We start from the raw sequence: 7,121 nt of genomic DNA on the forward strand, positions 1-7,121 counted from the left end.
GAGCCTTGCGTTTCGATGCATCCTTGATGACGCGCAGAGCGGGCGGCGGCGACGAGCAAGATCGGCCGGTTTCAGCCGGGTTCGGCAGCTCCGTGCGGATCGATCAAGCGGCGGTGCGGATCCGTCCGGCTACGATCCATACTCGTACGCACGTTCGCCGTGGGACGTGAGGTCGAGGCCCTCGTACTCGGCCTCCGCGTCGACGCGGATGGGTGTAAGCAGGCCGATCGCTCGCGTCAGGCCATAGGTCACGACGCCCGACCAGACGATGGTCACGACGATCGCCATCGCCTGCACGCCGAGCTGGGTCCAGACCGTGCCACTCTTGCCGAGCCCGATGCCGCCGAGCGCCGGCAGGGCGAAGACCGCGAGCAGCAGCGAGCCGAGCATGCCGCCGACGCCGTGGACGGCGAAGACGTCGAGGGAATCGTCGATCTGAAGACGCTGTTTGACGTACAGCGTTACGTAGAAGCAGACGATGCCGCCGGCGAAGCCGATGAGGATGCCGGCACCCGGGGCGACGAGACCGGCCGCGGGCGTGATCGTGGCAAGCCCCGCCACCGCGCCGGTGACGATGCCGATCGAGGTGGGCTTCCTGATCTTGATCCACTCGGCCGCGGTCCAGGCCATGGCGCCGGCCGCCGCCGAGAGGTGCGTCGCCAGGATCGCGTTGGCCGCACTGTCATCGGAAGCGAGCGCACTTCCGCCGTTGAAGCCGAACCAGCCGACCCAGAGCATGCCGGCGCCGGCCATGGTCATGCCGGGGCTGTGCGGCGGCGTCATCTGGGCCGGGAAGCCGCGGCGCTTGCCGATCATCACCGCCAGGACCAGCGCCGCGATCCCCGCCGTGGTGTGCACCACGATACCGCCGGCAAAATCCAGCACGCCGAGGCCGAACAGCCAGCCGCCGCCCCAGATCCAGTGCGCCACCGGCACGTAGACCAGCATCAGCCAGAGGGCGGAGAAGAGCACCACGAAGGGAAACGTCACCCGCTCGGGGAATGCGCCGACGATCAGCGCCGGCGTGATCACCGCGAACGTCATCTGGTAGAGCGCGAAGGCGCTCTCCGGCAGCAGGGTCGGGGTGCGGACGGCATCGAGGCCGGTCAGGAACGCCTTGCCGAGGCCACCGATCAGGGCGCCGGTTCCGTCGAAGACGAGGCTGTAGCCGCAGACCGCCCACAGCACCGAGGCGACGCTGCAGATTGCGAAGCACTGCATCAGGACCGAGAGCACGTTCCGGGCATGGACCAGCCCGCCGTAGAACAGCGCGAGGCCCGGCAGCGTCATGAACAGCACCAGCGCCGAGGCGGTCAGGATCCAGGCCGTATGGCCGGTATCGATGACGGGTGTCGCAGCGAGCGCGGGCGTGGCGAGCAGCACCAGCCCAAAACAGGTCGAGCCGCACAGGGCGAGACAGCGCATGAAAGAAAAGCCTTCGGAACGGCCACGGTCGAGCGCCTGCTCAATACGCGGTCATCGTGCCGATTCAAGTCGCGCAATTGCCCGATGCGCGATCAAATCGCCCAGGCACGCGGCAGTGCGCGCGGCGCGTCAGGCGGCGTGGGACGTCGCCGGGCGATCCTGCACCAGGGCGACGATGTCCTCCCAGCGGGAGACGAAAGCCGCGACGCAGGCCGGGTCGAAATGCGTGCCGGCCTGGGCCTCGAGATGCGCGCGAGCCTGCTCCAGAGGCCAGGCCGGCTTGTAGACGCGGGCGGAGATGAGGGCGTCGAACACGTCGGCGACTGCGACGATGCGGCCCGAAAGCGGGATCTCCTCGCCCTTCAAGCCTTGCGGGTAGCCGTTTCCGTCCCAGCGCTCGTGATGGGTCAGGGCGATCTCGGAAGCGAGCTGGAGCAGGCGCGAGGGGCTGTCGTGCAGCATCCGGTAGCCGCGCAGGGCGTGCTGCTTCATCTCCTCCCGCTCGGCCTCCGTGAGCGGGCCCGGCTTCAGCAGGATCTCGTCGGGAATGCCGATCTTGCCGATGTCGTGCATGGTGGAGGCGAGCGCGATGTCGTTGGCTTCCGGCTCCGAAAGCCCAAGCCCTTCGGCCACGGCGATGGTGCAGCCGGCGACGCGCGTCAGGTGATCCCCGGCCTGGTCGTCGCGGAATTCGGCGGCGAGCATCAGGCGGCGCACGATCTCGCGTTCACGGGCCGACACCTCGGCGACGGCGTTTTCGATCTGCCGGTTCATCGCCGCATTCTGCCGTTCCCCGTCTCGGCGGGCGGCGGCGAGCTCGATGAGGGTGCGCAGGCGGATCTGAAGGTCCAGCGTGTCGACGGGCTTCAGCATCAGGTCCGTCGCCCCGGCCTGGAGGGCGGCCCGGCGCTCGGTGCGTCCCTCGCCGACGGCGACGATCAGGATGGGTGTCCGGACGAGACCAGGGATCGCGCGCAGCGATCGGGTCAGGCCGAACGCGTCGAGGCCGGCATCGTGCTCGATCACGAGAACGTCGGGCGGCTGGGCGGGGAGGTCGGCGAGCGCGGCATGGGCGCTCTGGATCACATGGGTAGTGCAGTCGAAGCCGCGCAGGGCCAGGACGAGCTGGATAGGGGTCTTGGCTGCGACGACCGCCACGAGGGCGTTGCCGGTCTCCGCACGCGTGGCTTCCAACATTCCCGTCGTCCTGCCCGTCGTCCTGCCGGCCCGTCACTGTCGAGCCGATGCCCCCCAGCACCCCAACGACTCGCGAAACCTAGCCGATAGCCGTTAATCGGGGTTGAAAGTCCGCGCCGCCGAACGTCGCGCGGCACGCATGCGTGAGATCGGTTCGGGTGCCGGCATGTGGCACCTTCGGGCAAGCGAACCGGATCGGCTCGTTCGGCGACGGATCTCAGCGCCGGCCGCTCGACCCGAATCCTCCACCGCCCCGTGCGCCCCCGCCGGCCGGCGGGTCGTCGGCGTCGGCATCGGCATCGGCATCGTCGAGGATCTCGAAGGTGGGCTGCGCGACGCGCACCACGACGAGTTGCGCGATCCGGTCGCCCGGTTCGATCACGATGCGGGCGGGCGGTTCGCCGTCGGCCGGGGCCCGGTTGCGGTTCCAGGCCGAAACCATGAGCGGGCCCTCGTAGTCGGCGTCGATCACGCCGGTGCCGTTGCCGAGCACGAGGCCCTCGCGATGGCCGAGGCCGGAGCGCGGCAGCACCAGGCCGCACCAGTCCGGATCGCGGATCATCACGACGAGCCCGGTCGGGATCAGGATCGCCGGCGCCTGCGGCGCGATCGCCAACGGCCCATCGAGGCAGGCGAACAGGTCGAGGCCGGCCGAATGCGCCGAGCCGCGGCGCGGAAACCCCCAGTCCCGGAGCCGGGGATCGAGCAGCCGGACGGCGATCCGCATCAGACGGCCGCCCACGTAAGGCGCATCGAGGACATGGCTGATCTCTCCCGGCATCGACCGCCGTGGCGATACCGTCCTATGCCACCGTCCGACAAGCAACGGCGCCGCCGGAAGGATCGACCCATGCCGCGATGGATCGCGGGTCTCGACGGATGTCGCGGCGCCTGGGCCGGCGTGCTGCTCGATCTCGACGCGCCCGAACGGCACCGCTCGGCCCTGTTCGCGACCGTGGAGGATGTCGTGGACGGGCCGGAGGCGCCGGCCGTCGTCGGCATCGACGTACCGATCGGGCTTCCCGACCGCGTCGTCGACAAGGGCCGGCCGGCCGACCGCGCCGCGCGCCTGTTTCTCGGCTCCGGGCGATCCAGCGTGTTTCCTGTGCCGCCGCGCGTGGCCGTCTACGCCGCTGACTACGAAGAAGCGAAGGCGCTCTCGCGCGCGTATTCGGATCCGCCCTTCGCGCCCTCGATCCAGTGCTGGAACATCCTGCGCTCCGTGCGCTCGGTCGACACGCTCTTGCGGGCGCGGCCCGGCCTCCGCCCGCGCATTCACGAAGTTCATCCCGAGGTCGCGTTCTTCCGTCTCAACGGCGACCGCCGGCTGCAGGCGGGCAAGAAGGGGCCGCGCCGGCAGGAGGGACTAACGGAGCGGCGCGATCTCCTGGTAGGCGCGGGGCTCCCCGAGGCCCTGGTGCATTCGCATCCACCGCGCGGGGTCGGGCAAGACGACCATCTCGATGCGATGGCGGCGCTCGTCGTCGCCCGAGACATCACCGCGGGCCGTGCGGTCCCGCTGCCGGCGGCCATCGAGCACGACGCCTACGGCTTACCGATCGTGATCTGGGCACCGGCCGATCATTCCTGATAGGTCTCGGCCATGACCTCAGAACTTCGCACGACCTCAGAGCCCCTGACGATCCGCCACATCGCACGCGCCCTGGTGTTCGATCCGGCCAACCGGCTGCTGCTGATCGAATACGAGGCGGTGAGGCCCGCGCCCGCCAATCCGGAGGCGAAGAACTTCTGGTTCATGCCCGGCGGCGGGCTGGAGCCCGGCGAGACGCACGAAGAGGCTTGCCGGCGGGAACTCGGCGAGGAGATCGGCGTCCATGACGCCGCGATTGGACCGCAGGTCGCACTCTGCGACGGGCCGTTCCACCTGTTCGACAAGTCGCGCGATGCCCGTGAGCGTTACTTCGTCGTGCGCCTGCCCGACGACCGGATCGACACGCACACGCTCTCGGAGACCGAAGACAACCCGGTGATCGGCACGCGCTGGTGGCCGCTCGACGAGCTCGCGACCACCGACGCCCGCATCGAGCCGGCCGGCCTCGCCGATCTCGCGTGCCGGATCGCACGCGGTGAGGTACCGGAGACCCCGGAAACGCTCATGTGGCGGGGAGCCTGATCGCCTTCCAACCGTTGCCGTCGCGTACGATCCCCCAATGAACAAACGGAGCGAACGAACGATGTTTCCCGATGTCCTGACCGAAGGCTACCGCAGCTTCTTGGGCGAGCGCCTTCCCGAGGAGAAGAAGAAGTACAAGGAACTCGCCGACGGGCAGAAGCCGGAGGTCCTGCTGATCGGCTGCTGCGACAGCCGCGTCGCCCCCGAGGTGATTTTCGATGTCGGCCCCGGCGAGATCTTCACGATCCGCAACGTCGCCAACATCGTCCCACCCTTCGAGGACGGCGGCGGCTATCACGGCACGTCCTCGGCCATCGAATTCGCGGTCCAGGGTCTCAAGGTGAAGCACATCGTGGTGCTCGGCCACGCCACCTGCGGCGGCATCAAAGCCTACGCCACCGATGCCAAACCCCTTTCGCAGGGCAACTTCATCGGACAGTGGGTCTCGCTGGTCGAGCCGGCCTCCAAGACCCTCGAAGAGAAGGGAGATTCGGTCGAAAAGCCCGGCTATCTGACCCGGCTCGAATACGCCTCGATCGCCCAGAGCCTCGAGAATCTGCTCACCTTCGACTTCGTGCGCGAACGTGTCGAAGCCGGCGAACTGCACCTGCACGGCGCACATTTCGGTATCGAGCAGGGCGAGTTGCGGATCCGCGATCCGAAGACGGGGGAGTTCCATTCCGTCGTGGAAAGCGATGGCACGAAGCTCAAGACCTCGGCCCTGATCGGTTGCACGGAAGCTTGAGATCCTTGTTCGAGCAGGGCATGCCCACGGCTCGACAAAGCAGGCGGCAGGCGAGAACCTTCCCGTCGCCGACCCGAGGCCATCGCGTCTGACACCGCTCGATGCTTCGCGTTCCGTCCGGCCGCCCTGCAAACAGGGGCGGCTGCGACGTCTTTTCCACGATGCCCGCTCAGCCGGAATGGACGCCGCTTCGGCTGGGCACCCTGCGATGCGCTTGGATAGCTCAGGCCTGCCGGCCCAGGCTCAACCGCGCGAGTTCCTTGCCGAGTTCCAGCAGCGCCATGTCGATCAGGACCCGCAAGCGGAACGATGTATCGGGCTGAAGCCGCTCCCGCGCCTCGCGACAGAGTTCGATGACAGCCTCGATCCTCTCGCATTCCGCCGTATTCAGAATTTCCTCCCGGGTTCCTCAACAGGGCCATCGCGGTGCGGGCAGCCATTTGAGTTAGTTCGCAACCCTGTTCAATCAAGTCTTCGACTACAGCCTAAGACACGAGAAAAACATTAACCTATGTGTATTTCTGTGAGTTATATCGAGTATAAGTTACAAATCTAACACACTTATTGTTCTTGAATGCCCGACCAGGATGTACACTGAATACAGTAAAGATTTGATCGGCGCGAATGCCGATCTTGAATCCAAGGTCGGTGGCGAGCGCCGATAGATCCCACGGTGACTTGCACTGCACGGCAAGCCGTGCCTGGACCCGACCTTGACCGGCCGGACCCTGGGATCGATACCCGCCCGGGTTCTCCGCCCGCATGCAGGGCTCCCAGCGTGAAGCTCGTTCTCGTCCAGGCCTTGCGGGCCGTCGCGGCCCTGCTCGTGGTGATGCACCACGCCCAGTTCGAAACGGCCGCGCTCGCGAACCGAACGGATCTCGGCTTCAGACCGAGCACGCTGCTGCCCTGGCCGGCCGGCGTCGACGTGTTTTTCGTGATCTCCGGGTTCATCATCGTCTACGCCTCCGGCTCGCTCTACGGCCGGCCGGGAGGGCGGCGCCGCTTCCTCGCGCATCGCGTGGCGCGGCTCGTGCCCCTCTACTGGCTGGTGAGCGCCGCCTATCTCGCAACCGCCCTCGCCGTTCCGGGAATGCTCACCGGGGACGTTGCGGCGGCCGGCCTCGATCCGGTCTATGTCGCCGCCTCGTTCCTGTTTTGGCCGATGCTGCGGTCGGACGGCACGGCGTTGCCGCTCTACGGCCTCGGCTGGACGCTGAACTGCGAGATGTTCTTCTACGCGCTGTTCGCGATCGGCCTCGGCTGGGGACGCCGCGCGGCGGTCGTGTGGCTCATCGCGGCGCTGGGCATCCTCGCCCTGGCGCGCGCGGCGTTTCCGGACATGCCGATGCCGCTGGCCTTCTGGGCGAGCCCGGTCATCCTCGAATTCGCCTTCGGTGCGGCGCTCGGTCTCGCGCGCGCCGAGGGCGTGCGCATCGGATGGCCACTGCGGAGCCTGCTACTAGCCATCGGGATCGGCCTGCTGATGCTCGTGCCGGAGCCGAGCCCGGCGCTGCACCCGATCCTCTACGGTATTCCATCGGCCCTGCTCGTCGCCGCGGCGGCCCTCGGGCGCGATACGGCGGCCCGCGGCGACGAGCAGGGCCGATGGAATACCGT

The 7,121-nt window shown here is 68.0% G+C and carries 7 protein-coding genes; 4 read left to right on the top strand and 3 right to left on the bottom strand.

Annotation, left to right across the window (positions count from 1 at the left end; all coding sequences use genetic code 11):
- Nucleotides 1–129 precede the first annotated feature (129 nt).
- The 3 genes from FV217_RS14575 to dut all read right to left on the bottom strand — a co-directional run bounded on the left by FV217_RS14575 (nucleotide 130) and on the right by dut (nucleotide 3,349).
- Nucleotides 130–1,425: an ammonium transporter gene (locus FV217_RS14575; RefSeq protein WP_147817903.1), complete on the bottom strand. Its 1,296-nt coding sequence runs from the start codon at nucleotides 1,423–1,425 to the stop codon at nucleotides 130–132.
- Between the two features lie 129 nt (nucleotides 1,426–1,554).
- Entirely contained in the window at nucleotides 1,555–2,622 is a 1,068-nt protein-coding gene (locus FV217_RS14580) for an HD domain-containing phosphohydrolase (protein ID WP_147817904.1), read from the bottom strand.
- Between the two features lie 217 nt (nucleotides 2,623–2,839).
- On the bottom strand, nucleotides 2,840–3,349 hold the full coding sequence (gene dut, locus FV217_RS14585) for a dUTP diphosphatase (protein ID WP_147817909.1): 510 nt from the start codon (nucleotides 3,347–3,349) through the stop codon (nucleotides 2,840–2,842).
- A 123-nt stretch (nucleotides 3,350–3,472) separates the two neighbouring features.
- Here dut and FV217_RS14590 point away from each other — a divergent pair, with 123 nt between their 5' ends.
- From FV217_RS14590 to FV217_RS14605, 4 genes are all read left to right on the top strand, one after another.
- Nucleotides 3,473–4,213 carry a DUF429 domain-containing protein gene (locus FV217_RS14590; RefSeq protein WP_147817905.1) on the top strand — a complete coding sequence of 247 codons (741 nt, stop codon included), beginning with the start codon at nucleotides 3,473–3,475 and terminating at the stop codon, nucleotides 4,211–4,213.
- Between the two features lie 12 nt (nucleotides 4,214–4,225).
- Nucleotides 4,226–4,756, top strand: coding sequence for an NUDIX domain-containing protein (locus tag FV217_RS14595; protein ID WP_147817906.1), 531 nt, complete (start codon nucleotides 4,226–4,228; stop codon nucleotides 4,754–4,756).
- Nucleotides 4,757–4,817: 61 nt separating this feature from the next.
- Nucleotides 4,818–5,501, top strand: a complete 684-nt coding sequence (locus FV217_RS14600; protein ID WP_147817907.1) for a carbonic anhydrase — start codon at nucleotides 4,818–4,820, stop codon at nucleotides 5,499–5,501.
- Between the two features lie 778 nt (nucleotides 5,502–6,279).
- On the top strand, nucleotides 6,280–7,121 hold an 842-nt coding region (locus FV217_RS14605), incomplete at its 3' end, for an acyltransferase (protein WP_246682806.1).

The sequence above is a fragment of the Methylobacterium sp. WL9 genome (assembly GCF_008040035.1).
Classification (GTDB): Bacteria; Pseudomonadota; Alphaproteobacteria; order Rhizobiales; family Beijerinckiaceae; genus Methylobacterium; species Methylobacterium thuringiense.